We start from the raw sequence: 23,071 nt of genomic DNA on the forward strand, positions 1-23,071 counted from the left end.
ACCGCAAAAAAAGGCGCCATGGTGGCGCCTCAGCGGTTCAGGCGATCTTGATTACAACCTTTCCAAATGCTCCTTTTGACAGGTGCTCGTAAGCTTCCCGGGCTTTCTCGAACGGATACACCTGATCGATCACTGGGCGAATCCTGTGTTGGTTGAGAAATGCATTCATCCGCTCGAACGATGAGCGCGGCGCCACCGCAATACCGCGAATGGTTGTCTGGCGAAAGATAAGAGGCATCAGTTCGAGTTCTGCAGTCTGGCCGGTCAAAAAGCCGATCTGCGCAATCCGCCCGGATGCCTTGGTCGCTGCGATCGATTGATTGATGCCGCTGCCTCCGGCTACATCCAGCAGCAGATCCACGCCTTTACCCTCGGTCAGCTTTAGCACTTCGTCTGCCCAGTCTGGCGTACTCCTGTAGTTGACGCCTGCTATGGCCCCCAATCCCTTCACAGCTTGCAGATTTTCGTCGCTGCTCGACGTTGCGATCACCTTGGCGCCAAGCGCAGTTGCGATCTGCACGGCAAATATGGACACACCGCCAGTGCCTTGGACCAATACGGTTTGTCCAGGCTCAATCTGCCCGAAGTCCACCAGTGAATACCATGCCGTGAGCGCGGCAATCGGCAGCGTAGCGGCCTCTTCATCGCTCATGTTGTCAGGCGCACCCACGGCGCTTTCCTGATGGATGATCATGTACTCGGCCAAGCCACCGGGCAATGGTGATCCAAAACAGTAATCCGGCTCATTGGGTCCGGGCTCGCCATCCAGCCAACGGGAGTACAGGTGCGAGTTGACCCGATCACCGATCTTGAAGCGCGTCACACCATCGCCAATTGCGACCACTGTTCCGGCCGCATCACTTACGGGAATGAGGGGCTTGGGCACCTTATGCGGCTCATAAATGCCGTCAACGATGGCCTTGTCGCGAAAATTGAGCGAGACAGCGCCAACCTTGACCAGCAATTCGCCGGGCCCCGGGCGTGGGGTAGCCGTCTCTTCCAGTTGCAGATTGTCGAGTCCGAAGTCTGTTAATAGCCAGGCTTTCATTGTGAATCTCCAAACGAGTCAGTGACGGCAAACCGCAAAGGGTTCGCCTTGTGCACATGGTTCGCTTTTGGAGAGGCGCAATAAATGCGTGAACAAAGACATGATTGTTATATTCTGCGGCAACAATAGCGTTCCCCGGGCCTGACATCATGGAATTGCTGCAATCGATGCGCCTATTCGCCAGGCTTGCCGAACTCGGCAGCTTCACAAAAACTGCCGAGTCGCTGGATATAGGGCGGCCGCAGGTCACCCGTTCCATTCAGGAGCTGGAAACATCATTGGGTGTGCGCCTTTTCCAGCGCACGACCAGAAAGGTGGCGCTCACCGCCGAGGGCGAACGATTCTATGGGCGGGTACAGGAGATTCTTGCGGACATTTCTGCCGCAACTTCGATGTTCGACCGCACCGGGGCAACGCTTACGGGCCGACTTCGCGTCGATATCCCGACCGCTTTCGCGCAAATGGATTTCATCAGAAGCCTGAAAGCGTTCACCAGCACCTTCCCAGGCATCAACGTGATACTGGGCGTGACCGACCGAGCCGTTGACTTGATAGGAGAGGGCATAGACTGTGCGTTGCGCATAGGCGATCTACCGGACTCGACATTAGTCGCTCGCCCGGTTGCATTGGCGACGATGGTGACGTGCGCGGCGCCCGAATATCTCGCCAGGCACGGCGAACCCGAGACACTCGGCGACTTGGTCGCCCATCGAGGCGTGAACTTCTTGTCCGGTCAGAGCAGCAGGCCATTGCCCTGGCATTTCATGGTGGAAGGCCAGGATCGAGCGTTTGTAAGCAACCCCGCCATCACCGTCACTGAATCGAATGCGTACGTGCAGTGCGGTGTGTCGGGCTTCGGAATAATCCAGGCGCCAGGCATCGCTGTGGCCGGGTATTTGGAAAGCGGCGCTTTGGTGGAGATTCTAAGGCCCTGTCGACCAGCTCCTCGCCCAGTGTCGTTGCTATACCCAAGCCGGACGCACCTGGCGCCGCAAGTGCAGGTTCTTCTCGAATGGCTGCAAGCGCACTTTGTTCAGCTTCATCCCGAGTGGCTGGAACGATAGAGGTTCAGGAACATCTTGAGCCCGTCAGGACAGGCGAGACAGTCAGGCTGTCATGGCGCGATTCAAGGCAACGATTTGCTCATGTGAAAACTGACTGCCGGGCGCCATGAACCGGGCGATCAACGCGTCGCGGTTTTGCGCCGCCCGAGTTTTGTCAGCCGCGTCCAGCGCCAATTTCAACGCCGGCAATGTCAACTCGGTGCAGTAAGCCGGTGTGCCTGGCTGCTGACGCCAAGAGTCTTCAAGGCTGCCAGCGACAAAGGCGCTAAAGCCGGTGTCTTCGACAAGATCCTGCGCAACCGCCAAAGCGGCGGGATCGCTCCCTGCCACAGGTAACGCTATGCGTGTTGAGGACCCGGCTGGCTGGCCTTTGTCGGCGAGCGTGGCGGCGAGCAGGGCGTTCCAGGTCTTGATGACCGGGCGGCCAAGCTGTTCGCTGACCCAGATGCTCTCGGGCTTGCCGTCGTCGACGTCCTTGATCGCCCCGTCACGGCCTGGATAGTAATTGGAGGTGTCGATGACGACGGTCTTTTCATGGACGTTACTGAATGCCTGCCTGAGTTCGGGGTATTTTGCGAATGGGATCGAGAGGATAACCGCGTCCACCCCAGACACAGCCTCTTCCCTGGTCACTGCCTTTACACCGATTTCGCTGGCGAGTTTCTGTAGGCTTTCAGGGCCCTTCGAGTTCGCCAGCTTGATTTCATGGCCGCACGCAGCGAGCTTGCGGGCAAGGGTGGCTCCAATGTTGCCCGCGCCGATAATTCCGATCTTCATTTCGATGGCCTCGCGTAAAGAGCTTTCAAATTTTTCATCATTCAGCTGGCGCTTTGTATCCCGCCAGCATTTTCAGAATCTCGTCATGCGTGCCGTTCGCTTCAGCAAACCGTAATGGCTTGGCACGTTCGACGACAAGTTCCTGTGGCGTTGGAGTGATGGCGAGGAGTTCGAAGATTTCATCCAGGAACTGTTCCAGAGGCATGGCGTGTTCGTCGTTTTCCTGCCCAAGCAAAGTGGTACGCACACCCGGCGGCGCAAGCTCGATGACTTCGACCGAGGACGCCTCCAGCTGTACTCGAAGACTTTGAGTGAAGGAGTGCACGGCCGCTTTGGTTGCGCTGTAGGTCGGCGTCGCCGGCAACGGGACGAATGCCAGGGCGGAGCTGACATTCACAATCGTTGCGCTGGGCTGTTTGACCAGATGCGGCGCAAACGCGTACACCATGCGAATCGTGCCGAGCAGGTTGGTGGTCACGATATCTTCGGCGGTGCTCAGATTGTCCGGCGCAGTCAGGTCCTCCCATTGCATGATGCCTGCGTTGTTGATCAGGACGTTCAGGTTCGGATGGCTGATCGCAAGGGTCTCGCTGGCATGCAGGATGGATTGTGGATCGCAGACATCCAGCAATATCGATTCGATACCCGGATGTTCCGACACGACCTTGTCGAGCAGCGCCTTGCGACGTCCCGCGATAATCACCTTGTTTCCCGCCTCGTGAAGCCTGAGCGTAAGGCCAAGGCCTATGCCTGAAGTGCCACCAGTGACCAGGATCGTGTTGCCAGTGCGGTTCATAGTAAACTCCGGTGATGAAATTCAAGCGGACAGCTGTCCACTTACGCAACGTACCGGACAGATGTCCGCTTAGCAATGCATTCAAGGAAAATTTTTGCTCATGCCTGACGAACTGGTGATGCGTGCTGACGCCAAGAAAAACCGTGAACGGATACTGGAGGTCGCCGTAACAGAGCTGACCCTCGATCCCGCGGTCCCGCTGAGCACGATCGCGAAGAAGGCCGGGGTAGGACAGGGCACGTTCTATCGCCACTTCGCCACCCGCGAAAAATTGGTATTCGAGGTCTATCAATTCGAAATGCTGCAGGTGGCTTCGTTGGCGGAACAACTGCTCGCCACGAAACCACCGAAGGAAGCCCTCCGGGAATGGATGGACCGCCTCGCCGAATATGCGATGACCAAGGCTGGACTTGCGAGTGCGATACGCCAGGCCGCTTCTGCCTATGAGTTTCCCGGGAAGTCGGGATACGCGCCGATGCTGGCGGCGGCAGAATTGCTTTTGAGAGCGAATGAAAAGGCTGGAACGATTCGTAGCGGGGTGACGAGCGACGACTTTTTCCTGGCCACTGCCGGAATCTGGCAAATGGATTGCCAGAGCGAATGGCACCCACGTTTCTCCAGGTTGATGGACCTGGTCATGGATGGCCTGTGCGCGGGCAGCCCTGAAAGCCTGAAGAGGGACAAGGACTAGTTTTCAAATCTCAAGGCATCGGCAAACCCGTGGGGAGGGAGGGGCTGGCGTTCCAATGCGCGGCGCTCACGAAAGGGGCCGCTACGCAGCCCAGCGGGAGCAAGCTCCCTCGCCACGGTTCTTGAATCAGTAGAGTCAGAACGCCGGGACCGCTTCCTCACGTTCAACTGTGGATGGGGAATACCGCGGGTAATCGGTGAATCCTTGTTCATTACCGCCGTACAGTCCGGTGGCATCAAGAGCGTTGAGCGGCCAACCATTGGCGATACGCTGGGGCAGGTCGGGGTTGGCGATGAACGGCCGGCCGAATGCGACCAGATCGGCCAGGCCCGACTCGATCAGGCGCGCCCCGCGGTCAGCGGTGTACAGCCCGGCATAGATGATGCGGCCGGTGAAAGTGCTTCGCACCTCGCGCCGAAACGCCTCGGGCAGGTCCGGCGCATTCGGCCAGTCGGCTTCGGCGATCGACAGGTAGGCGATGCCTGCCTGCTCAAGCACCTTGATGGCTTCGATGTAGGTCTGGTGCGGGTCGTCCTCGACGAAGCCGATGTACACGCGGTCTTCTTCGGTGCTGGTGAACAGCGGCGTGAAGCGCACGCCCACGCGGTCGGGCCCGACCACGGCGCTGACGGCCCGGACCACTTCGCGCAGGAAACGCAGGCGATTGTGCAGCGAGCCGCCGTAGTCATCGGTGCGCTGGTTGGCATGGGCGGAAATGAATTGATTGACCAGATAACCGTTGGCGGCGTGGATCTCGATGCCATCGAAACCGGCCGCCAGGGCGTTGCGTGCGGCCTGGGCGTAGAGTTCGACCAGCGCCTTGATCTCGGCGACGCTCAGCTCGCGCGGAGTGGAGGGTTCGACCAGTGTGCCGATGCCGGGACCGGTTTCGATAAAGGCTTTGACCTTTTTCGCCTGGATCGCCGACGGAGCGACAGGGGCGGCGTTGTCCGGTTGCAGTGCGCTGTGTGACACGCGACCGACATGCCAGAGCTGGGCAAAAATCACCCCGCCCTCAGCGTGAACCGCCTCGGTGACGGTGCGCCAGCCATCGATCTGCGCCTGGCTGTAGATGCCCGGCGTCCAGGCATAACCCTTGCCACGGGGTTCGATTTGGGTGCCTTCGCTGATGATCAGGCCGGCACTCGCGCGCTGTTGGTAATAGCGGGCCATGAGGGCTGTGGGCACGTCACCGGGCTGGCCGCTGCGTTGACGGGTCAGGGGCGGCATGACGATGCGATTTTTCAGCGTCAATGGGCCTAGCGAGGTGTGTTCGAACAGCGAGCTGTGTTTCATGAAAATATCCCTTGGTGCCGAGCTGTCGGCGCGATAAGGGCGGGAGACCTGCGACGTCTCCCGCGGCAACAGCCTCAAGCCTCGTTCAGCAGATCGATGAGGACCTGCGCGGCTTCGCTTGACGAACCCGGGTTCTGACCGGTGATCAGCAGACCGTCACGCACCACGTAGGAGGACCAGTCGGCGCCTTTCGAATACAGGCCGCCGTTGGCCTTGAGCATGTCCTCGACCAGGAACGGCACGACATCGGTCAGGCCTACCGCCGCTTCTTCGGTATTGGTGAAGCCGGCAACTTTTTTGCCCTGGACCAGCGGAGTACCGTCAGGCTTTTTTACGTGGCGCAGCACGCCAGGCGCGTGGCACACCAAGGCGACAGGCTTGCCGGCGGCCTGGAAAGACTCGATCAAGCGGATCGAGACCGGGTCTTCGGCCAGGTCCCACAGTGGGCCGTGGCCGCCTGGGTAGAAAACTGCATCGAAATCGTCTGGCGAGACGCTGTCCAGGCGCACGGTGTTGGCAAGCAAGGCGGTCGCTTCAGGGTCGGCTTCGAAACGCCGGGTCAGGTCAGTCTGAAAGGACGGCTCGTTACTCTTCGGATCAAGCGGTGGCTGCCCACCCTCAGGCGACGCCAGAACGATCTCGGCCTTGGCGTCGAGGAAGGCGTAGTAGGGCGCCGCCAGCTCTTCGAGCCAGAAGCCGGTCTTGCGGCCGGTGTTGCCGAGGGTGTCGTGCGAAGTCAGTACCATGAGAACTTTCATTTCGGTTTTCCTGTTTGAGAGTGTGCTGCATTAGCTTGAATAGACCAGTCGTCTAGCACCTGGGCAAAAAAATCAAGCTGCAAAAGGCATCGCCCAAACCTCTGAGTGGTTGGCTTTCACGAGCTGCTGCTTTGCGATGCGTAGAACGTGTGGCTACCTTAATTTCAAATTAGACCAGTCGTCTAGTAATATTTTTGTTTTTTTCGCATCACGGCTTTTTTTGGAGGGGGGCAGGATAGGCAGATTTTGATGAAGGAGGCGGCGGTACCGATCAGGTAAGGCTGAGAATCTGGCGAGTCGTCGTCATTGCCGTCTCGAAAGGCTGGACACTCTTGGTGATCTTGACCATGACACTGGCACCGACCCACAGCTGATAGAGACTTTGCGCGACCGCATGAGGCTCGGCAACGGACTCCAGGGAGCCTTCGGCGATTCCGCTCTCGATCGCCACGGCCAGGCGATCGGTGATACCCGCTGTGCCGCGCTTGAGCACTGCGCGCATCGCCTCTGAAAGGTCGACGACTTCCACGCCCAGCTTCACCGCCAGGCATTTGCCCTGGCAATCCTGGAACGATTGAGTCTGTTGCCAGATGTCCCAGTACTTCATCAGACGCTGAGCCATCGTCAGGCCAGGCAGGGCGAGAACCTCGTCCAGTTCCGCCAGATAGCTCGCGAAATAGCTTTCAAGCAATGCCTCGCCGAAGGCGTCTTTTGAGCCGAAGTAGTGGTAGAAGGATCCTTTTGGCACACCCGCAGTGGCCAGGATTTCATTCAGGCCCACGGCGGAATAGCCTTTGGCGGCCATGATTCGTTGGCCTACATCAAGGATTTCCTGGCGGACGTCGGAGGTTTCGCGGGTCTTTGGGCTGCTCATGGGGGCGATCTTATTCTCTACTAGACGATCAGTCTACTATCCTCAGCGAGCGGCCTTGGCCGACGCAGCAGGCGAGGGCGCCGACGTTGCGCTGTCGATGACGTGGTGGTGTGGAACAGCGCAATCGCCGGCGGCGGGTTATTGGGCGGGGTGTTGCTTGGCCAATGGGGCGTCAGCACTTTTCCCTGGGTGCTGTTGGTGTTGCTGCACGCCAGCCTGGCGCTCGCGCTCCGAGCGCGGGTGCATGGCTTTCCGCAGGGCGAAAGATATGCCGGTCATGGCGCAGCCGCGCATTGATTGGAATGAACTCGATAGAGTCGAATAAAAAACCACTCGATGAGTGGTTTTTTTACATCCCTACGTTCAAAAGGCGACGGGATAAGACGTTTCGTTCAGCACAGTCGCTTTTGATCCAAAGGTGAGGTGAATCAGTTTCCTTGGCTTCGGGTCCCAACAGAAGAACCGACCCACGGAGCGCATCTGCGCAAGGTCCACGACGATAACCGATTCCACAGGCATGACCGTTTCGGTCCAGAACAACACGTAGAGGTCATCGGCGACATCGAAATAAGCGCACCGCTCGACGTCGGCCAGACCTTTCTCAGCCCCGTTCACGCAGTGCCAGGCCATGGTTTGCGCGCCGAAGTAGACGTGCTCATACCAATCGTCCGCGCTGTAGCGGTACAGCACGCGCTTACCGACCAGGCCGGCCCCTTGAACGATGGGCGCGCCCCCAGGCTCGCCATCGACCACGGCAGTCACGAAATCTGTACGCGTACGTTTTTCGCCTCCTCTGTCATAAAAAAGGGAGACAGCCGCCAGTACATCACCGGTTTCGTATTTCCAGACCAGGGTCGCCGACTCCTGGTGTTCGGGCTTGAGGAAGTCGATGAAAAAGATACCGGGGCGAACCTCCACCGCTTCGTAGGTTTCTGTTTCGGATTCACCGATGCCTTCGCCCTCCAGGATGGTCCAGGTCAACGTATTCTCATCAACAAAATGGTGCTCGATCAGCCAACCGTTGGCAAAGCGAAGGTTGGCTTTTTTTCCTGCCAGAAATAGGGACGGAGCGTATTTGTACTCATTAAAACCGTCGGCCATTTCCTCAAGCGTCGGCCATTGCTCTTCAGGCACGAATGGTTGGTTCTTCAGTTCTTGTTCGATCTGATAGCTCACGATGTCTCCTCGTTTACGGCCGGTTCCGATTGAGGTTTCATCCTAGGAGTGGGCGCAATCAATGTCTTGGCGCCGAGTGCCATCGCTTGTGCTGGAGTGACACATTTCCAACAAGCCGGAGGGTCAATTGCATTCGGTTGAAAACTGATGGCGATAGTCGCGGGGAGAAATGCCGAATCGCAGCTTGAACGCCTTGGAAAAATGGCTCACATCATTGAAGCCCCAGGCGTAGGCGATGGCGGTGATTTTTTCATGGGCGGCTGCCTGGCTGATGGTCTCGGCACAGCGTTGCAGTCGCTGTTCCAATATGTGCCGACCGATGGTGGTGCCTTGCTGGGCGAAGAGCCGATGCAGGTTTCTGACCGATGTACCGATGGCTTCTGCCAGACGCTCGGCACACAACTCGCTATCGCAAAGATGCCGTTCGATCAGGATTTTTGCCTTGATCAGTTTCTGCGCCTGGCCGCTGGAGTCTCCGCCCTCGATTGCACTGCTCACCCCAGGGCGCAACAGCATCAGCAATGCGTCGAACAATGCCGCACTCTCTTGCGGTAGCAGGTTCGAAGAATCGAATAGCCGTTGGGTCATCAGGCCGGCCATGCCCCCCAAAGCGCTGCTGGCAACCAAGGGACGGTTGAATATCAATTGCCTCTGCCCCAAGCGTTGGTGCAGCGCTTGGCGGGGAATGATCAGCGACATCTGGTCGCTCAGGGCATCGAAGTAAAAAATCGCAAGGCTGCGTGATGTCCAGCAACACTAGGTCGCCCTTGTCCAGGCGGGCGCGATTGTCAGCCTGGCACATCAATGCGCTACCACCGACTTGCAGCACCAGGTAGAAAAAATCTTTGTCATCGGCCCGAATATCGCTGCGGGCGCGGTGCAAGTGCTGGCAATTGCTGATGATGCGCGAGCCATCCAACGCGGAATCTGTGCCCGTCAGATTTTTCATCGCGCCGGTAAAGCTCGCGAGGCCGGGCCCGGAAGGCGGCTCGGCGTGAAAGGTTCCGCATTTCTGACCGAGGTCGTGTTGCCAGGCCTCGAAGCCCTGGGCGCCCGTATAGAGCGGTTCTGTTTGCCAAGTGTTGTACATCGTTACCTCGGCTGCCGGCTGCACGCCGGTTTTGTTTTTATATTGGATCGGCCGTCGACACGCTTCCGACACCGGCAGTATTTAGTAGCACGCATGTTGAAAAGACAAGTATCTCCCTATCGATGGCAGTGACAGACATGTGCACGACATTCTCAACCATGTTCCTGGCCAGCCAGGGAGGCGTCTAATGGGATTGTGCTTCTTACCCGGCTGGAGTCTGTTCCCGTGGATACAACCAATAACAATACCTGTGCCTCGGCTTCGCACCTGCAGAAAACCTTGCGCTGGAGCGATGCATTCGCACTGTCAATGGCGGTGTCAGGCTCGATCTTCGCTTCTTTCGGCTTCGCCCTCGGTGCACTCGGTCCGGTAGCCGCGCTAATGCTCTGGGTGGGCTCGGCAGCCATCGGGGCCTGTCAGAACTGGATTTTCCTGGAAGTCAGCGCAATGTTTCCGGATAAACCTGGCGGCATCGCAATGATCGCGGCCGAAGGTTGGCGCAAACGCTGTGCCTGGGTCGGTCCCTTGGCCGCCTTTGGTTACTGGCTTGGCTGGTCGGCGGTGTTGTCGATCATTGGCGTGAGCGCCGGAGCGTTGATTCAGGCGCAGTGGTTTCCCTCGCAAACCTGGAGCTTCGATACAGGTCTGGCCAGCATTGGCCTGGCCCAGATGATCGGAGCGGGTTTGATCGTGCTTTTCTGGCAATTCAATCGTCGCGGCATCCATCTGGCCGCATCGGTCTCAAAATATATGGGGGCGCTGCTGCTGGTGCCGATCCTGGTGTTGGCAGTGGCGCCTTTGCTGGCTCATGGCTGGAGCATGGAGCGCTTCGCATCGGCCTGGCAGGCGCGAGAGGCGTTCGGTTGGGAGTCGTTGCGCACCGCGTTGGTCTGGATGTTCCTGGTCAGCTGGAGCGCCTATGGCACCGAAATGTGCGCAGCCTTCGGGCCCGAATATCGCAGCGAGCGGGACATGCGCCTGGCGTTGATGAGTTCAGGTGGCTACACCGTGCTGGTGTTTGCCGCAGTAGCTTTCGGCCTGGGCGGCTTGGTGGATCCGCAAGCGGCCCTGGAGAACCCCAGCGGTTTCTACATTGCGGCCTTCAACGCGGTGCTGGGCACGGGCTGGAGCAGCTTTTTCGTGATTGCGTTGTTGGTGGGGCTGTTCATGGGGTTGAACGCGGCATTGGCCGATGGCTCGCGGGCGTTGTACGGCACGGCGCTGGAAGGACTGACCATCAAACAATTGGGTGTGCTCAACAAACACCAGGTACCCGGACGTTGCATGAGCGTGGCGGTGGCGGTGAACCTGGCGATGATCTTTTTCCTGTCATCGCCCCTGGCAATTCTGGTGACGGCCAATATTGGTTATCTGACCGCCATCTTCTTCGCGCTTTCGGGCTTTATCCTGCTGCGCAAGGACGCCCCGTTGCACCCGCGCCCGGTGCGTCTGGGACGCGGCTGGCTGCCGGTGGCCTGGCTGCTGAGCGTGTTCACTGGCGTGGTGGTCGTGGTCGGGGCCGCATCTGCCGAGCTGGCCGGTTATGGCGGTGCGAAGGAGGTGCTGATCGCCTTGGGCATCCTGATGTTTTCGCTGCTGCTGTATGCCTATCGACGACTCGTGCAAGACCGTGCCCCGGCCTTGCCATCGGTCTCCCCACACTGAGCTGCATTTACAACAACAAGAAAACTGACCAAGAGGTGCAGGCATGCTGTCCGTTGAAACACCAACGACCTATTACACCGCCACTCGCAAATATGACTTGAAGTTCAATGACCTGGAGCACGATGTCGAGGCCGAAGTCGTCGTTATCGGAGGTGGATTTTCCGGTATCAACACTGCGTTGGAACTCGCCGAGCGCGGATTCACCGACGTGGTCGTGCTGGAAGCCCGTTACCTGGGTTTCGGCGGCTCGGGGCGCAATGGCGGTCATGTGATGGCCGGGATCGGACACGATCTGGAGAAGATTCGCAAAAGCGTCGGCGAGGAGGGGCTCAAAGCGATTTTCGAGATCAGCGACTTGGGCGCCTCGATTATCCAGAACCGCATCCAGCGTTATCAAATTGATGCGGATTTCTGCCACGGCTACGGCTATCTCGGTTTCAACAAGCGCCAGGGTCGGCTGCTACAAGCATGGGAAAAAGAATACAAACAGCTCAATCCGGATCACGAAATTGCCTACCTGGAGGGCGCCGAGGTCCAAAGCATCGTCGGCTCGGACGTATACAGCTGCGCCTTGAAGCACATGGGCAACGGTCATATCCATTCGTTGAACATGCTCCTGGGGTCGGCCAAGGCCTTGGTGGGCCTGGGTGGACGCATTTATGAAAATACCCCCGTGCTGGAGGTGACCTATGGCGACACCATTACCTTGCGTACGGCGAAAGGTTCGGTTCGGGCGAAGAAGATCCTCTGGTCCTGCGGCGCGTTTCTGGACCGGCTTGAGCCTGAATTGCACAAGACGATGGTGAGCACTTACGCCTTCCAATTGGTGACGGAGCCGCTTCCCCCTGCGCTGATCGAACAGATCAGTCCGATACGAGGTGCCTTCAGCGATATTCGTCCGGTGATCGAGTACTACCGGGTGACCAATGAAAACCGTCTGCTCTTCGGTTCGGCGACGCGCCTGCTCGAGTACATTCCCAACGATCTGAAGGCGTGGAACCGAAATCTGATGCTCCAGGTTTTCCCCTACCTCGATCACGTGAAAATCGACCTGGCCTGGGGCGGGCCGATGGAGTGCAGCGCTAATCTGTTCCCACAGATCGGTACCTTGCCCGGGCGCGACAACGCCTATTTCGTCCAGGGTTACTCGGGCTTCGGCGTGACGCCGAGTCATGTGGTCAGCCGTGTCATTGCCGATGGCATGACCGGCGGTTCACGGCATTGGGATGTGATGAGTGCGATCCCGCGTACGCGTATTGCCGGCAAGGATCATTGGCGCAACCTTATCTGCACCCTTGGAAAGGCCAGCCACCAGCTGGCGGGCTACCGCAACGGTCGCCGCTGATATCGCCTTACCCATGACCTGACTGGCGCTGACTGACGGCGCCACTGCTTCTCCTTTCGCATATCGGAGTACGGCCCATGCTCGCCTGTAAAAAAACAATAATCGCGCTTTCGTTCGCCTGCGTCTGTGTTCCAGCAGCAGCGCAGCCGCTTTACAAGGATGAAGCCACGGAAGTCGATGCGCGCTTGCTCGCGTTGGCTGGCGCCTTCCACAGCCGGGAAAACTACTCGCAATCGGGAACACGTAGAGAGGGGGCCAGCCGGTGGCAAGAGGCGGTCCTGCAATACGGTTTCGACCTGCGCCATAGTCTCGACGCCGGGTCGCAACTGTACGGTTCATTGAATTGGGTAAGCTCCGCCACCTTTGGCGATGGCGACCCGGCCGGCTGGTCTTCAGGTGATGAGCGCACCACGAAAATCGAGGACGCTTTCGTGGGTTGGCGCTCCGGCACACGGTTCGATGTCATGGGCGAGAACGGCGTGGACATATCGTTCGGGCGGCAAAACATCGTGATCGGCGACGGCTTTCTGGTCAGTGGCGATGCCTTGAATCTCGGCAAGGAGTTTGTCGACGGCAAAGCCAATCGGGGCGGGGGATACTACCTGACCGGTCGCAAGGCTTTTGATCGCACGGCCGTACTGCGCCTGGGTGGCCAGCAAGGCTGGCGGGGTGATCTTATGTGGCTCAAGTCCGACAACCCGGCCCAGGCCAGGCCGGAATTGGCACTGGGTACGCTGGAGCATGTCAGCGAGCAGGGCACCCTGGGCCTGACTTATCTGAAAGTCACCGATACCGACCAGGCCATGGCGGACCTGTTGTTTCCCGATCGCAAGGGTATGCAGCTCTACAGCGTTCGCGGACAGGGTAATGCAGGGGTTTCCGGGCTGTTCCTGGCCGGTGAGTACGCTTGGGAGCAGAAAGATAACGCCAGGGAAAACGCCTGGTATCTTGAAGCCGGTTGGACGTTTGACGATGTTCCCGGCACGCCTTCGATCAACTACCGATACAGTCGTTTCTCCGAAGGCTACGACCCGCTTTTCTATGGCAATGGCCGCGCGCTCGGTACCTGGTTCCAAGGTGAAGTCGCTGCCAACTATGCGGGCCCGTTCAACAGCAACGCCACTGTGCAGCATGTAGGATTGAAACTCGCTCCCGCCGAGGATCTCAAGCTAGGCATCTTGCTTTACACTTTCCGCACCCTCGACGCGAGCCGTAACCAACTGGATGCCGACGAGGCGGACCTCTACGCCGAATGGTCGATTGACCCGCATTGGACCCTCATGCCCTTGGTGGGCCTCTACAAGCCGAAGCAAAGTGCCGCAAATGGCGGGACGCAAGTCGGCAACAGCGCCACTAATCTCTACGGGCAGGTTTTGTTGGCGTGGTCGTTCTAGGTTGGAGGCGGTTCCCGAAGGTCAAGGCTTCAGCACCACCTTCACGCAGCCGTCTTTCTTGTCCCGGAAAGTCTTGTACATCTGCGGGCCGTCCTGAAGGCTCACGGTGTGAGTGATGACGAAGCTTGGGTCGATCTGCCCCTCCTGGATGCGCTGGAGCAGATCATCGGTCCAGCGGTTCACATGGGTCTGGCCCATCTTGAAGGTCAGGCCCTTGTTCATGGCGGCGCCGAACGGAATCTTGTCGATCAAGCCGCCATAGACGCCGGGGATCGACAACGTGCCAGCGGGGCGGCAGACGTACATCATTTCCCGCAGCACGTGGGGGCGGTCCGACTCGAGCATTACCGCTTGCTTGACCCGATCATAGATGGAGTCGAATGAACGGGTTGCGTGGGACTCCATCCCTACCGCGTCGATGCATTTCTCCGGCCCCTTGCCTCCCGTCAGCTCGGCCAGGCGGTCCAGCACGCTTTCTTCATCAAAATTGATGGTGATGGCGCCACCGGCCTTGGCCATGGCCAGGCGCTCGGGCACGTTGTCGATGCATACCACCTGCCTGGCTCCGAGGATCACCGCGCTGCGCACCGTGAACTGGCCTACCGGGCCGGCGCCCCAGATAGCCACGGTGTCGGTTGGCTGGATATCGCATTGCACGGCGGCCTGCCAACCGGTGGGAAAGATGTCGCCAAGAAACAGCACTTGCTCGTCGGTAAGGCCATCCGGGATGACCACCGGGGTGAAGTCCGCGTAAGGCACACGCACGTATTCGGCCTGGCCACCGGGGTAGCCGCCGGTCAGGTGGGTATAGCCAAACAGGCCCGCCGTGGTGTGACCGAAGGCCTTGTCGGCCAGGTCCTTGTTGCGGTTGCTGCGCTCGCACACTGAAAAATTACCCCGCCGGCATTGATCGCACTCACCGCAGCAAATGGTGAAGGGGACCACCACGCGATCGCCGATCTTCAACTTCTTGTTGGCCGAACCGACTTCCACCACTTCGCCCACGAACTCGTGGCCCATGATGTCGCCATGCTTCATACCGGGCATGAAACCGTCATACAAGTGCAGGTCCGAGCCGCAAATGGCGCACGAAGTGACTTTGATAATCGCGTCTCGCGGGTGTTCTATCGTCGGGTCGGGGAGATGGTCATCACAGCGAATATCCTTTTTTCCATGCCAGCGTAACGCTTTCATTTGATCTACCTCCTGGGTGGGGTCGGTACGCTCCACCAAGTCATCTCGTTGCGCACCTGTTGATGTTTTCGGTTGAAAGAAAACCCCACAAGTTCAAATCTTGTTTGCACGGATCAATAACAACGCGATAAACGGCGAGGCACGCTACGTGAACGCGGGACGCGAGAACCACGCCCGAGCAAAGGCGTCAGATACGCAGAGACGGCTGTCCAGGTATCGCATCCAGGCTGGCGGATTTGAAGTAAACGGCTACGTTGTAGAAGGCAAAATTTTCGGGGAATCCCATCGACACTGTGAGGCTCAGCATGACCAGCTCAAACATCAGCGTTGGCGCGGCGCTACGTGCCGGTACCGGCAAAACCTTCGTGGACCTGGACGGTTATAACGACACCGCCAAGATAGCCGTGGGGCCGGACGGCAAGATCTGGCTTGCCGGGATGACCTGGGTGGAAACCGGCCAGTGGGAGTACGAAGGCTACAGGACTTCTTTGGTTCGTCTTAACGCCGACGGCACGCTCGACAGCACTTTCAGCGACGATGGTAAAACCTTGCTGCCTCGCGACATCTACCCGGGCGAAGGTTATAGCGCAGCCGTACAGGCCGACGGCAAGTACCTGATCGTCTATCCACATTTTTCTGCGCCGAGCATCGTCATGATCCGCCTGAACACCGACGGTTCGGTGGATCAGAGCTTCGGCGTCAATGGAACGGCCACCGCTCCGGCAGCATGGGGTGATTCCGCCAGCGCGACGGTACAGCCTGACGGCAAGATCCTCGTGGCGAATCATGACTCTTATGACCAGATTTTTTCCGTCAATCGTTTCAACCCCGACGGTACGGTCGATTCCAGTTTCAACGACGGCAGTGCCGTGGAGTTCACTGTTCCGGGCCTCAGCACATTGGAAGGCTTTGGCCTGACGCTGCAGGCCGATGGGAAAATCCTCGTGCCAGGCTACAACGGCGCGTTTGTGGTCGCGCGGTTGAATCCTGACGGGTCCCTCGACACAGGTTTTGGCACGGACGGCACGGCCGACATTGAAGTAGCTGGCATGGCGAAATCCATTACCGTGCAGGCCGACGGCAAGATACTGGTAGCGGGTTACAACGAGGAGGAGGGAACCGGATTCGACTTCAAGATCATCAGGCTGAACCAGGACGGAACCTTCGACGCAGGTTTTGGCAACAATGGCATCGCTGTACTCGATCTGACCGGTGGCAGGGATACGGCCCGGGACATCACCGTGCTTGCGGACGGCAAGATCCTGGTAGCCGGGCAGAGCAATTATTTTGGTAACGATGACTTCAGCATCATCAGGCTGAATCCTGACGGAACCCTGGACACCACCTTCGGCGCGCTGGCCGGTGTGTTGCCGCAAATTGATGGAAGCGCGGGCGCCGATGTTCTTTATGGCTCCTACGTCCCGGAATTTCTCACCGGACATGACGGCAACGACCTGCTCGACGGAGGAGGGCAGCGCGATGTTCTTCATGGCGGCGCCGGCGCCGATGTGTTCCGAATCAACTCCATCGGTGACAGCTATCGCACCGACTCTCAGGCCGTCAGTGATCGCATCGTTGATTTCGACCCCGGCCAGGACCTTATCGACCTGTCCTCTTTGGGCTTCAGCGGACTGGGCAACGGGCTCGACGGTACCCTGGCGGTCTCTGTCAATGACAGCGGAACCCGCACCTATCTGAAAAGCTTTGAAGCGGACGGACAAGGCCATCGTTTCGAACTGGCACTCAACGGCGATCTCTCTCAGGTTCTCAACGAAACCAACGTGGTGTTGTCCCGCAGCCTGATCCAGGGAACAGAGTCGGCCGATCAGCTGAAGGGCTCGGCGGCGGGCGACGTGCTCATCGCCGGCGGCGGCGACGATGTCGTCTCGGGCGGCTTTGGGCACGATGTCCTTGATGGAGGATCGGGGCGAGACGTGCTGACAGGGGGTGAGGGGGCCGATGTGTTCCGCTATGGATCCCTGGAGGACAGCTTCCGTACCGCGAATGAAAATTTCCAGGACCGGATTGTCGACTTCGACCCGGATACCGACAAGATAGACGTCTCTGCGTTAGGCTTCACCGGGCTAGGGAACGGCTACAACGCGACGCTGACGGCCGTGCTGAGTGAGGATGGCCAGCGAACCTTCCTGAAAAGCTACAGCGCCGACGAACAGGGCCGTCGGTTCGAAATCACGTTGCAAGGCGATGTGGTGGCGCAGCTTGGAGACGATGATTTTATCTTCGCTTCGGGTGATGAGCCTTTTACCGAGCTACAGCTTCTTGGGGTCGCTGCGCCTGAGCAGTTTGGGTGATCCTCCCCTCGACAGTCTGAACCACCTCCGTTGAACTTCCCCGAAAACAAAACCGGCCCCTGCGACGGGGCCGGAACCGCTCTCGCCGATATCCAGATGAACCAACGCAAGGAACAGCGCTCAATGGATTGCATCATCCGAAAGGCAACGAGTGCCGACGCCACGGCAATTAGCCTGGTCGTCGCAGCGGCACTGCGCGAATCCAACGCTCAAGATTATTCGCCGGAGATCATCGAGCAGGTGCAGCAGAACTTTTCACCAGCAGCGATCCTGAACTTTCTCGGTAAGCGAGAGGTATATGTCGCAAGCAGGGACGGTGAGGTTGTCGCAACAGCGAGTCTTGATGGAAACGTCATCCGAAGCGTGTTCGTTGCGCCTGCCTGTCAGGGCAGAGGCATAGGGCACCAGCTGATGGCAACGATTGAGGCGGGGGCCGTGCGCAGTGGTGTGGAGCGGCTACGAGTTCCTTCCTCGATCACCGCGCAAGGCTTTTATTCTTCTCTGGGTTTCGAGAAAGTCCGGGACGAGTTTCACGGCGCGGAGCGCACGATCATCATGGAAAAAATCCTGCGCAAATGATCCTGCTCCCATCCAAAAAACCCCTAAGCAACTTTAGCTGCCAGAATCTCCTGGTTAGATCGTTTTGGAGATCACCATGCTTCACGCATTCGAACAACGGCTCGACCCTTTTCCGCCTGACGAAGTGCCACCGCCACCAGACGGCCTGGCGCGGTTTTTGTGGGCCTGCACGCGGGGCGCCCGCGGTTATATCCTTGCCTTCGCGCTGCTCAGTGCCGGTGTGTCGATCTACGAAGCCTGGCTTTTTTCGTTTCTCGGACAGGTCGTCGACCTGCTCTCGACCTGGCAGGCCGGCGGCGATGCGGCGGGGCAGGAGAGTCGGGTGCTGTGGGGCATCGGCATCATGTTGGTGACCAGCATCGGCCTGGTCGCGTTGCGCACGATGGTGCAGCACCAGGTATTGGCGATCAACCTGCCGTTGCGGCTGCGCTGGGATTTTCATCGGCTCATGCTGCGGCAGAGTCTTTCGTTCTTCTCGGATGAATTCTCTGGCCGGGTCACCACCAAGGTGATGCAAACGGCGCTGTCGGTGCGCGAGGTGCTGTTCACCCTCATCGAGATCGTCCCCGGGATCGGCGTGTATTTCATCGCGATCATCGCCCTGGCCGGCGGCTTTGACCTGAAGCTGATGCTGCCTTTCATTGCCTGGGTGGCGTTGTTTGGCCTGGCCATGCGCTACTTCGTGCCGCGCCTGGAGAAAGTGGGGCAGGAGCAAGCCAACGCGCGGTCGTCAATGACCGGGCGGGTCTCGGACGCCTACACCAACATCACCACCGTGAAGCTGTTCTCCCACTCCAAACGCGAAGCACACTTCGCCCGCGCGGCCATGGAAGATTTCAAGCAAACCGGCTTTCGCCAGATGCGCCTGGTCAGCCAGTTCGAAATCGTCAATCAGGCACTGGTGGTTGCCTTGATCCTCGGGGCCGGCGGTTACGCCCTGTGGTTATGGCACCAAGGCGAAGTAGGCACCGGCGCCGTGGCGGCGATCACCGCCATGGCGTTGCGTATCAACGGGATGTCGCACTGGATCATGTGGCAAATGACCTCGCTGTTCGAAAACATCGGCACGCTGCAGGACGGCATGGAAACCTTGACGCGCGGGCCCAAGGTTCAGGATGCGCCGGACGCCGGCGTGCTGGTTACCACCGGTGGTGCGGTGACCTTCGACAATGTCAGCTTCAATTACAACGGCGAACGCCAGGTGCTCGATGGCCTGAGCCTGAACATCCGGCCGGGAGAAAAAATCGGCCTGGTAGGTCGCTCCGGTGCCGGCAAATCCACGCTGATCAACCTGCTGCTGCGCTTCTATGACGTGGACAGCGGTGAGATTCGAATCGACGGGCAGAACATCGCGCATGTCACGCAAGACAGCCTGCGCAGCGCCATCGGCATGGTTACCCAGGACACGTCCCTGTTGCACCGGTCGATCCGCGACAACATTGCCTACGGTCGCCCCGACGCCACCGATGAGGAAATACGCAGTGCCGCAGCCAGCGCCCAGGCCGATGGGTTCATCAACCAACTGAGCGACAAGCAAGGTCATAACGGTTACGACACCCTGGTGGGCGAGCGTGGCATCAAGCTTTCGGGTGGCCAGCGTCAACGCATCGCCATTGCCCGGGTCATGCTCAAGAACGCCCCGATCCTATTACTGGACGAGGCCACCAGCGCACTCGATTCGGAAGTCGAAGTGGCCATCCAGGAAAGCCTCGATGAAATGATGCAGGGCAAGACCGTAATCGCCATCGCCCATCGGCTGTCCACGATCGCGGCGATGGACAGGCTCATCGTCATGGATGAAGGGCGGATCATCGAGCAAGGCACCCACGCCGAATTGCTCGGGAAGAACGGCACCTATGCTCGGCTGTGGCATCACCAGAGCGGCGGCTTTCTGGGTGAGGATCAGGGCGTGGTCGAGGCGGTGGAGTAGGCGAGGGCGATGGCTGTTCACTGGAGCAGCCGACACATCACTTCTGCACGCCAGCCACCCGACGACCGCTCATGAAACACAAGAATCCACCCATGGCGGTCAGTGCGCTCAAGGCATAGAACATCGTCGGGGCCGGGGTGTGCAGCAGCAGGTACCCGCAGATCACCGGACTCAGGGCGCCGCCGAGGGCTGCCAGGTTTTGCGCGCCGTAATAGCTGCCGCGCAGTTCTTCCGGGGCCAGGGTATCGACGAAGAGGAATTCGGCCGGGTAGATGATCATCTCCCCGAGGGTGAAAATGAACATCGCCACGCACCAGCTCAGCATGTCGTCCGCCAGGCTGAAGCCGATCAGGCCGACAATGAACAGGCTGGTGCCTGCGGCAATCCAGTAGCGCAGCTTTTCGCGATCCAGGAACCGGCCGATCTGGTACTGCAGCAGGATCACGGTGATCGCGTTGCAGGCGAGCAGGGCGGCCATGATTTCCAGCGCGCGCCTGGAGTCATGGGTCACCAGCAGGTATTGCGACAGGTAAAGAGTGAAGCGCCCGTGCACCACCGTGCTCAAGAGGCAGCCGCACGTGAACATGATCAGGGTGCGGTCGTTTTTCAGGGTGATCAGGGTCTTGAGAAAGCTTGGCGCTGGGCCAATGGCCGGTGTCGCTGCCCTGGGGATGCCGGTCATCAGGAAGATGCTGAAAAACGCGATGCCGCCAGCAATGAGGAATGGGGCGATCGGGTAGACACCGGCAATCACCACGCCGAGCATCGGGCCGGTGGCGTAGCCGATATTGGTCAGGGTGTAGCGCAGGGAAAAAGCCTTGGCGCGCTGGCCGATAGGCAGGTTCTCGCTGAGAATCGCCTTGGAACCGATCAGGAACAGCGCTGACGCGGTCTCGGTGATCACCACGGTCAGCGTGGTCAGGTAGAGGTTTTCGGCAAAGGTCAGCAGTACGAAACCGACGGCGCTGGAAAGCATCGCCAGGATCAGCAGTCGGCGCTTCTCCAGGCGGTCGATGACATAGCCGCCATAGAGGGCCAGCAAGGTGGCGATGAACACCGCGATGCCGAGCAGCAAACCGACGTCCTGTTGGTTGAGGCCCAGCTTGTTGCTCAAGAATAGCGTGAGCAACGGGCTGGTAATGGCGCGACTGACCACGATGGTCAGGGAAACCATCATCAGGCGCCGAATAACGAGTGAGTAAGTGGCCACGGTGGTGCAAATATCCTTATTCAGATCAAACGTGATCCCGATAATGCCGTTCATGAACCGCCGCGGGATGATCCTCGGCGACTGGCCCCGCGGTGTCTGACCACCATTGCGCAACCTCGGCGCCGGTGGCGATCCATACGTCATTGTGTCGTTGGATGCCCTCGATCAGTTCGCGCAACACGCCTATCCGTCCCGGCGTAGCGATGATTTCCGGGTGCAGGCGCAGCACGTAGCAGAGGCCGAACCGATGAAAGCCGGCGAAGTCCATCTGCAGGTTGCCCAAGGTGTGGCTATAGGACGCGATCCGCGATTGTGCGGGTGGCACTGCCGGGCTCAAGTTGAAGGCGAAGTAAGGCTCGTCCTCCAGCTCATAGTGCAGCGGTACTTCAATGACACTGGGTGCGGTCGGGTGAGCGAATGGCAGGTCATCGCCGCGCCACGACGACGACCAGCGAATGCCCTGATCCCTCAAGGCTTCGATGAAACCCGGAGCACCGTTGCCCGCCGGGATTCGAAAGCCGGTCGGGCGCTGGCCGGTCAGCCGGGCCAGGGTCTCGCAGCCTTTGGCGATATCGTCGCTTTGGGCGGCCAGGTCCAGTCTGTCGTAGTCCTGATGGCGATAGCCGGCACAGGCGATTTCATGGCCGTCGGCCTGGATCGCCTGAACGTGTGCGGGGTTTTCCTCGGCAACGATACCGGGGACAAACCAGCTGGCGGACACCCCGAGCTGCTTGAACAGGCCGAGCAATCGCTCGACGCCACGTTGGGTGCCGTAGCGCCACACCGACAGGGTCTTGTCGCGCCCGGCGACCTCCGGGGCCTGGGTGAGGATGCCGTGGATGTCGTTGTAGTCGACAGTCAGTACCACCGCGCAGCGATAGCCTTTCGGCCAGAGAGGGGAGTCAGCCATGGTGATGCTCCTTCAGCCACCACTGGGCAACGTCGCGGCAGGTAGCGAACCACACGTCGTCGCGCGTGCGCATGTGCTCGAAGAGTTTTTCCAGTAGCAGGATGCGTCCCGGCTTACCGGTAATCTTGGGGTGGAAGAGTGTGGTCAAGCATAATCCCTCGTTCATTGCGCCGTCGTATTCGCGGCACCAGTTATCCAGGGTCAGAGCGTAGCTGGCCGTGCGGTCCAGCCCGGAAGGGAAGTTCGGCGCGCGGGTGTACGCGAGGGAGGCGTAGTCGTCCATTTCCCAGCGACCGGGAATTTCCACCAGCGGCGTGTCGAACCCCGGCACGTTCACCAGGTATGGCCGGTCATCGCCGCGCATGCTGCTGGAATAGCGCACGCCGGCTTCCACCAGCATCGCCGGGGTTTCGGCGCGCCAGTCGCCGGACGGCGTACGAAAGCCTTCGGCGCGGATGTTCAGATGCTTCCAGAACACCTCGCGGCAGATATTCATCACGTCCTTTTGCTGATCCAGCGTCAGGGCATAAAAGGACTCGTGCCTGTAGCCGTGATAAGCCACCTCATGCCCGCGCTCGACGATCGCCTGGCACTGTCTCGGCCAGTTCTCCACGACCCAGGCCGGGACGAAGAATGTCGTCGGAATCTTGAACTCGTCGAGCAGGTCGAGCAGCCGCGGTAGCGCCCGATAAGGGCCATAGCCGCCGAAACCGAAGTACTCGGGCTTGCGCCAGATCGAGCCGTTGAGCATGGCATCACCGGTCGGACCATCGAGGTCGAAGGCCAGGGCCAGACAAGCCTTGTGCGGGCCGGGCCAGGTGGGTAGCTGTGAAGAAGACATCTGTGGTGCTCCGATAATCTTCAAATAAACCGACAGCCTCTGTGGGAGCGAGCCTGCTCGCGAATGCGGTGGTTCAGCCAACACTGATGTCGAATGAGATACTGCTTTCGCGAGCAGGCTC

General features: G+C 59.3%; 21 protein-coding genes and 1 pseudogene. 10 read left to right on the plus strand and 12 right to left on the minus strand.

Translation table 11 applies throughout. From position 1 onward, the window contains the following. Window positions 1-37 precede the first annotated feature (37 nt). Window positions 38-1,048, minus strand: a complete 1,011-nt coding sequence (locus J3P97_RS13320) for a zinc-dependent alcohol dehydrogenase family protein (RefSeq protein ID WP_434674434.1) — start codon at window positions 1,046-1,048, stop codon at window positions 38-40. A 149-nt stretch (window positions 1,049-1,197) separates the two neighbouring features. On the opposite strand from J3P97_RS13320, the gene J3P97_RS13325 reads away from it, so the two are divergent. Continuing rightward, window positions 1,198-2,112, plus strand: coding sequence for a LysR substrate-binding domain-containing protein (locus tag J3P97_RS13325; protein ID WP_434674435.1), 915 nt, complete (start codon window positions 1,198-1,200; stop codon window positions 2,110-2,112). A 42-nt stretch (window positions 2,113-2,154) separates the two neighbouring features. On the opposite strand, the gene J3P97_RS13330 is transcribed toward J3P97_RS13325, so the two are convergent. Together J3P97_RS13330 and J3P97_RS13335 are read right to left on the minus strand one after the other, a co-directional pair. Beyond that, window positions 2,155-2,889, minus strand: coding sequence for an NADPH-dependent F420 reductase (locus tag J3P97_RS13330; RefSeq protein ID WP_434600774.1), 735 nt, complete (start codon window positions 2,887-2,889; stop codon window positions 2,155-2,157). Between the two features lie 37 nt (window positions 2,890-2,926). Then, window positions 2,927-3,685 carry an SDR family oxidoreductase gene (locus J3P97_RS13335; protein WP_434674436.1) on the minus strand — a complete coding sequence of 253 codons (759 nt, stop codon included), beginning with the start codon at window positions 3,683-3,685 and terminating at the stop codon, window positions 2,927-2,929. A 100-nt stretch (window positions 3,686-3,785) separates the two neighbouring features. Between J3P97_RS13335 and J3P97_RS13340 the strand changes: the two genes are divergently transcribed. Continuing rightward, window positions 3,786-4,376, plus strand: a complete 591-nt coding sequence (locus J3P97_RS13340) for a TetR/AcrR family transcriptional regulator (RefSeq protein WP_434568424.1) — start codon at window positions 3,786-3,788, stop codon at window positions 4,374-4,376. A gap of 135 nt (window positions 4,377-4,511) precedes the next feature. Here the strand turns inward: J3P97_RS13340 and J3P97_RS13345 are convergent, their stop codons facing one another. The 3 genes from J3P97_RS13345 to J3P97_RS13355 all read right to left on the minus strand — a co-directional run bounded on the left by J3P97_RS13345 (window position 4,512) and on the right by J3P97_RS13355 (window position 7,304). Continuing rightward, the gene (locus J3P97_RS13345; protein WP_434674437.1) at window positions 4,512-5,672 is read right to left on the minus strand and encodes an alkene reductase; all 1,161 of its coding nucleotides are present in this window, start codon (window positions 5,670-5,672) and stop codon (window positions 4,512-4,514) included. 74 nt (window positions 5,673-5,746) lie between these two features. Further along, window positions 5,747-6,430 carry a type 1 glutamine amidotransferase domain-containing protein gene (locus J3P97_RS13350; protein WP_434568422.1) on the minus strand — a complete coding sequence of 228 codons (684 nt, stop codon included), beginning with the start codon at window positions 6,428-6,430 and terminating at the stop codon, window positions 5,747-5,749. 271 nt (window positions 6,431-6,701) lie between these two features. Then, window positions 6,702-7,304 (minus strand): TetR/AcrR family transcriptional regulator, encoded by a 603-nt coding sequence (locus J3P97_RS13355; protein ID WP_434674438.1) that lies wholly within the window; start codon window positions 7,302-7,304, stop codon window positions 6,702-6,704. Between the two features lie 46 nt (window positions 7,305-7,350). Between J3P97_RS13355 and J3P97_RS13360 the strand changes: the two are divergent. Then, window positions 7,351-7,601 (plus strand): annotated as a pseudogene (locus tag J3P97_RS13360) (MFS transporter); the annotation flags it as partial. 66 nt (window positions 7,602-7,667) lie between these two features. Here J3P97_RS13360 and J3P97_RS13365 read toward each other — a convergent pair. Continuing rightward, window positions 7,668-8,480, minus strand: coding sequence for a molybdenum cofactor biosynthesis F family protein (locus J3P97_RS13365; RefSeq protein ID WP_434674439.1), 813 nt, complete (start codon window positions 8,478-8,480; stop codon window positions 7,668-7,670). Between the two features lie 123 nt (window positions 8,481-8,603). Beyond that, the gene (locus tag J3P97_RS13370) at window positions 8,604-9,179 is read right to left on the minus strand and encodes a helix-turn-helix domain-containing protein (RefSeq protein WP_434674440.1); all 576 of its coding nucleotides are present in this window, start codon (window positions 9,177-9,179) and stop codon (window positions 8,604-8,606) included. Window positions 9,180-9,300: 121 nt separating this feature from the next. Here J3P97_RS13370 and J3P97_RS13375 point away from each other — a divergent pair, with 121 nt between their 5' ends. From J3P97_RS13375 to J3P97_RS13390, 4 genes are all read left to right on the plus strand, one after another. After that, window positions 9,301-9,702, plus strand: a complete 402-nt coding sequence (locus J3P97_RS13375; protein ID WP_434674441.1) for a hypothetical protein — start codon at window positions 9,301-9,303, stop codon at window positions 9,700-9,702. Window positions 9,703-9,795: 93 nt separating this feature from the next. Further along, the gene (locus J3P97_RS13380) at window positions 9,796-11,235 is read left to right on the plus strand and encodes an APC family permease (RefSeq protein ID WP_434600781.1); all 1,440 of its coding nucleotides are present in this window, start codon (window positions 9,796-9,798) and stop codon (window positions 11,233-11,235) included. A 43-nt stretch (window positions 11,236-11,278) separates the two neighbouring features. Next, window positions 11,279-12,580 (plus strand): NAD(P)/FAD-dependent oxidoreductase, encoded by a 1,302-nt coding sequence (locus J3P97_RS13385; protein WP_434674442.1) that lies wholly within the window; start codon window positions 11,279-11,281, stop codon window positions 12,578-12,580. Between the two features lie 77 nt (window positions 12,581-12,657). Beyond that, a complete protein-coding gene (locus tag J3P97_RS13390; RefSeq protein ID WP_434674443.1) occupies window positions 12,658-13,974 on the plus strand; it encodes a hypothetical protein in 1,317 nt (438 codons plus the stop codon). A gap of 21 nt (window positions 13,975-13,995) precedes the next feature. On the opposite strand, the gene J3P97_RS13395 is transcribed toward J3P97_RS13390, so the two are convergent. Next, window positions 13,996-15,168 carry a zinc-dependent alcohol dehydrogenase gene (locus tag J3P97_RS13395; RefSeq protein WP_434674444.1) on the minus strand — a complete coding sequence of 391 codons (1,173 nt, stop codon included), beginning with the start codon at window positions 15,166-15,168 and terminating at the stop codon, window positions 13,996-13,998. Between the two features lie 305 nt (window positions 15,169-15,473). On the opposite strand from J3P97_RS13395, the gene J3P97_RS13400 reads away from it, so the two are divergent. The 3 genes from J3P97_RS13400 to J3P97_RS13410 all read left to right on the plus strand — a co-directional run bounded on the left by J3P97_RS13400 (window position 15,474) and on the right by J3P97_RS13410 (window position 19,989). Then, window positions 15,474-17,480: a M10 family metallopeptidase C-terminal domain-containing protein gene (locus tag J3P97_RS13400; protein WP_434674445.1), complete on the plus strand. Its 2,007-nt coding sequence runs from the start codon at window positions 15,474-15,476 to the stop codon at window positions 17,478-17,480. Window positions 17,481-17,603: 123 nt separating this feature from the next. Beyond that, entirely contained in the window at window positions 17,604-18,059 is a 456-nt protein-coding gene (locus J3P97_RS13405) for a GNAT family N-acetyltransferase (RefSeq protein WP_434674555.1), read from the plus strand. A gap of 76 nt (window positions 18,060-18,135) precedes the next feature. Further along, window positions 18,136-19,989: an ABC transporter ATP-binding protein gene (locus J3P97_RS13410; protein WP_434674446.1), complete on the plus strand. Its 1,854-nt coding sequence runs from the start codon at window positions 18,136-18,138 to the stop codon at window positions 19,987-19,989. Window positions 19,990-20,026: 37 nt separating this feature from the next. On the opposite strand, the gene J3P97_RS13415 is transcribed toward J3P97_RS13410, so the two are convergent. The 3 genes from J3P97_RS13415 to J3P97_RS13425 are packed head-to-tail and all read right to left on the minus strand — an operon-like array spanning window position 20,027 to window position 22,950. After that, a complete protein-coding gene (locus J3P97_RS13415) occupies window positions 20,027-21,199 on the minus strand; it encodes an MFS transporter (RefSeq protein ID WP_434574170.1) in 1,173 nt (390 codons plus the stop codon). Window positions 21,200-21,224: 25 nt separating this feature from the next. After that, entirely contained in the window at window positions 21,225-22,109 is an 885-nt protein-coding gene (locus J3P97_RS13420; RefSeq protein WP_434674447.1) for a polysaccharide deacetylase family protein, read from the minus strand. Then, complete coding sequence (locus tag J3P97_RS13425) at window positions 22,102-22,950, minus strand: polysaccharide deacetylase family protein (protein ID WP_434674448.1); 849 nt, start codon at window positions 22,948-22,950, stop codon at window positions 22,102-22,104. The genes J3P97_RS13420 and J3P97_RS13425 overlap by 8 nt, the downstream gene beginning before the upstream one ends. Window positions 22,951-23,071: the final 121 nt, after the last annotated feature.

This window comes from Pseudomonas sp. R1-15 (assembly GCF_051132085.1).
Lineage (GTDB): Bacteria > Pseudomonadota > Gammaproteobacteria > Pseudomonadales > Pseudomonadaceae > Aquipseudomonas.

Coding starts and splice junctions, on each gene's coding strand:
- J3P97_RS13385 (WP_434674442.1), top strand. CDS start 11,279: ATGCTGTCCGTTGAAACACCAACGACCTATTACACCGCCACTCGCAAA.
- J3P97_RS13410 (WP_434674446.1), top strand. CDS start 18,136: ATGCTTCACGCATTCGAACAACGGCTCGACCCTTTTCCGCCTGACGAA.
- J3P97_RS13395 (WP_434674444.1), bottom strand. CDS start 15,168: ATGAAAGCGTTACGCTGGCATGGAAAAAAGGATATTCGCTGTGATGAC.
- J3P97_RS13325 (WP_434674435.1), top strand. CDS start 1,198: ATGGAATTGCTGCAATCGATGCGCCTATTCGCCAGGCTTGCCGAACTC.
- J3P97_RS13330 (WP_434600774.1), bottom strand. CDS start 2,889: ATGAAGATCGGAATTATCGGCGCGGGCAACATTGGAGCCACCCTTGCC.
- J3P97_RS13340 (WP_434568424.1), top strand. CDS start 3,786: ATGCCTGACGAACTGGTGATGCGTGCTGACGCCAAGAAAAACCGTGAA.
- J3P97_RS13370 (WP_434674440.1), bottom strand. CDS start 9,179: ATGTCGCTGATCATTCCCCGCCAAGCGCTGCACCAACGCTTGGGGCAG.
- J3P97_RS13400 (WP_434674445.1), top strand. CDS start 15,474: ATGACCAGCTCAAACATCAGCGTTGGCGCGGCGCTACGTGCCGGTACC.
- J3P97_RS13320 (WP_434674434.1), bottom strand. CDS start 1,048: ATGAAAGCCTGGCTATTAACAGACTTCGGACTCGACAATCTGCAACTG.
- J3P97_RS13405 (WP_434674555.1), top strand. CDS start 17,604: ATGGATTGCATCATCCGAAAGGCAACGAGTGCCGACGCCACGGCAATT.
- J3P97_RS13345 (WP_434674437.1), bottom strand. CDS start 5,672: ATGAAACACAGCTCGCTGTTCGAACACACCTCGCTAGGCCCATTGACG.
- J3P97_RS13350 (WP_434568422.1), bottom strand. CDS start 6,430: ATGAAAGTTCTCATGGTACTGACTTCGCACGACACCCTCGGCAACACC.
- J3P97_RS13425 (WP_434674448.1), bottom strand. CDS start 22,950: ATGTCTTCTTCACAGCTACCCACCTGGCCCGGCCCGCACAAGGCTTGT.
- J3P97_RS13355 (WP_434674438.1), bottom strand. CDS start 7,304: ATGAGCAGCCCAAAGACCCGCGAAACCTCCGACGTCCGCCAGGAAATC.
- J3P97_RS13335 (WP_434674436.1), bottom strand. CDS start 3,685: ATGAACCGCACTGGCAACACGATCCTGGTCACTGGTGGCACTTCAGGC.
- J3P97_RS13420 (WP_434674447.1), bottom strand. CDS start 22,109: ATGGCTGACTCCCCTCTCTGGCCGAAAGGCTATCGCTGCGCGGTGGTA.
- J3P97_RS13390 (WP_434674443.1), top strand. CDS start 12,658: ATGCTCGCCTGTAAAAAAACAATAATCGCGCTTTCGTTCGCCTGCGTC.